The organism is Streptomyces cahuitamycinicus (assembly GCF_002891435.1).
GTDB classification, from domain to species: Bacteria; Actinomycetota; Actinomycetes; order Streptomycetales; family Streptomycetaceae; genus Streptomyces; species Streptomyces cahuitamycinicus.
Genome location: NZ_POUC01000729.1, coordinates 1 through 2,346, shown reverse-complemented (window position 1 = coordinate 2,346; position 2,346 = coordinate 1). Strand labels below are relative to the sequence as shown.

2 protein-coding genes are annotated in these 2,346 nt (G+C 73.4%); both read right to left on the bottom strand.

The features are described from left to right. Positions 1-286, bottom strand: a 286-nt coding sequence (locus tag C1J00_RS42175) for a DNA-formamidopyrimidine glycosylase family protein (protein ID WP_281262802.1), incomplete at its 3' end; no start/stop codon positions are given. A gap of 29 nt (positions 287-315) precedes the next feature. Further along, positions 316-2,346 (bottom strand): SpoIIE family protein phosphatase (locus tag C1J00_RS42170; RefSeq protein WP_102914088.1); only part of this gene is annotated, 2,031 nt, incomplete at its 5' end.

The following is a 2,346-nucleotide window of genomic DNA, read 5'->3' as shown; positions in this document are numbered from 1 at the left end:
GGCCCTTGCCGGGGCGGGGCGGGCCGTCGGGGAGGCGGTCCTTCCAGTGCAGCCAGCCCGCGCGGGCCAGGTGCGTCACGAGGTGCGGGCCGTCAGCGGTCCGTAGGTCGAGGAACTTGCCGTACCTGCGTACGGCGGCGACCTCGTGGCCCTCCAGCGCGGACAGGGGCGGTTCGTACGTCTTCAGGACGCTGATCGCCACGGGCAGCACCCGTACGATCTCGTGGCCGACGAGGTGCTCGGTCAGGAAGTCCTTCAGCGCCTCGACCTCGGGAAGTTCCGGCATGGGTCCAGAGTGCCACCACGGGCGCCTAGCTAGTCGCGGCCGGGCACCACGAACTCGCACCACACGGCCTTGCCACCGCCCCGGGCCTCCACGCCCCACACGTCGGTGAGCAGCTCGACCAGGAGCAGGCCCCGCCCGGAGACACCCGAGTCACCCGCCTCCCGGCGGCGCGGCAGGGCGCTGGAGGAGTCCTCGACCTCGACGCGCAGCCGGCGCTCCGAGCCGGTGAAGGCCCGCAGGGTGACGACCGCGGAGCCCTCGGTGTGCATCAGGGCGTTGGTGATCAGCTCGTCGGCGACCAGTTCGATCTCGTCGGCGCGGTCGCCCGCTCCCCAGCCGGCGACCGCGGTGCGGATCAGGTGCCGGGCCTCGGCGAGGGCGCCGGGGTCGCCGGGGGCCACGTGCCGCTGGAGGCGGCGGCCCGACCGCGTGCCGTCCGGGTCGCGGCGGCGCAGCAGGAGCAGCGCCACGTCGTCGTCGCCGCCGCGCTCGGCGGCCACGTCGATGAGCCGGTCGGCGAGGTCCCGTACGTCCTCGGGACCGGTGTCGACGAGCGCGGTGAGGGTGCGCATGCCGTCGTCGAGGTCGGCGCCGGGCTGCTCCACCAGGCCGTCGGTGCACAACAGCAGGGTGTCGCCGGGATCGAGCTCTATGGTACCGACGGGGTAGTCGAGGCGGCCGAACTCCGCGGACAGGCCGAGCGGCAGCCCGCCGGGGACGGTGACGCGGCGGCAGGAGCCGTCGGTGTGCCGCACCAGCGGGTCGATGTGCCCGGCCCGGACCATCTGGAGCACGCCGGTGGTCAGGTCGGCCTCGGCGTAGAGGCAGGTCGCGGAGCGGTCGGTGTCGAGCTCGTGCAGGAAGACGGAGGCCCGGGCCATGACGGTGGCCGGGGGGTGCCCCTCGGCGGCGTAGGCGCGCAGCACGATGCGCAACTGGCCCATGACGGCGGCCGCGTGCGTGTCGTGGCCCTGGACGTCTCCGATGACGGCGCCGACCCGGCCGCCGGGCAGCGGGATCAGGTCGTACCAGTCGCCGCCGATGTCCCGGCCGACGGAGCCGCCGAGGGTGGCGGCGCGGTAGCGCACGGCGACGTCGGCGCCGGGCACGCTCGGGATGGTCCGGGGCAGCATGGCCTGCTGGAGGCCCTGCGCGAGGTCCATCTCCTGCTCGTAGAACATGGCCCGCTGCAGGCTCTGCGCGATGCTGCTGCCGAGCGCCACGAGGACGTTGCGTTCCTCGGAGGTGAAGCCGTACCGGTCGCTGTAGAGCAGCCCCACCACGCCGATCGGCCGGGCCTGGACGATGAGCGGCAGATAGGCGGCCGAGGTGATGTCGAGGTCCGTGATGTGGGGCCACAGGATCGGGTAGCGCTCGGCGAACTCCTGCGGGGACTCGATGAAGCACGGGCCGAGGGTCCGGACGGCCTCACTCATCGGGTAGGGCTCGTCGATCCGTGTGACGCGGGTGCCGGGCACGAAGCTGTCCGCGGGGCCCTCGGCGACGAGGCGGATGCGGCCGGCCTCGACGAGACCCATGACGAGGCTGGCGGCGCCCAGGTGGGTGAGGCCGTGGGTGTCCTTGAGGACGTCGATGACGTCCTGGACGGTGCGGGCGTGGGCGAGGGCGGCCGTGGTGAGTTCGACGACGTTGGTCTGCTCCCGGCGGGCCTCGTCCAGGGCGGCCCGGTCGCGGCGGGCGGCGCTCTCGCCGAGTTCCTGGGTGGCGTCCCGGATGATGCCGATGATGCGGCGGGGGCGACCGGTGTCGTCGCGCCGGATGTAGCCCTGGGTGTGGGTCCAGCGCAGGGTGCCGTCGCGGCGGCGGATGCGGAAGTAGGCGCCGTAGTTCTCGCTGCCGTCCTTCAGGGCCTGGGAGACCGCGGTGTCCAGGCGCCGGGACTCGTCGGGCGGGACGCGCTTGGCGAGGGTTTCGGGGTGGTCGTCGTACTCGTCGGGGCGCACGTCGAAGACCTCGTGGGCCTGGGCGTCCATCTGCATCAGGCCGGTGTCCAGGTCCCAGTCGAAGCTGCCCATCCGGTTGAGCGCGAGAATCGGGTC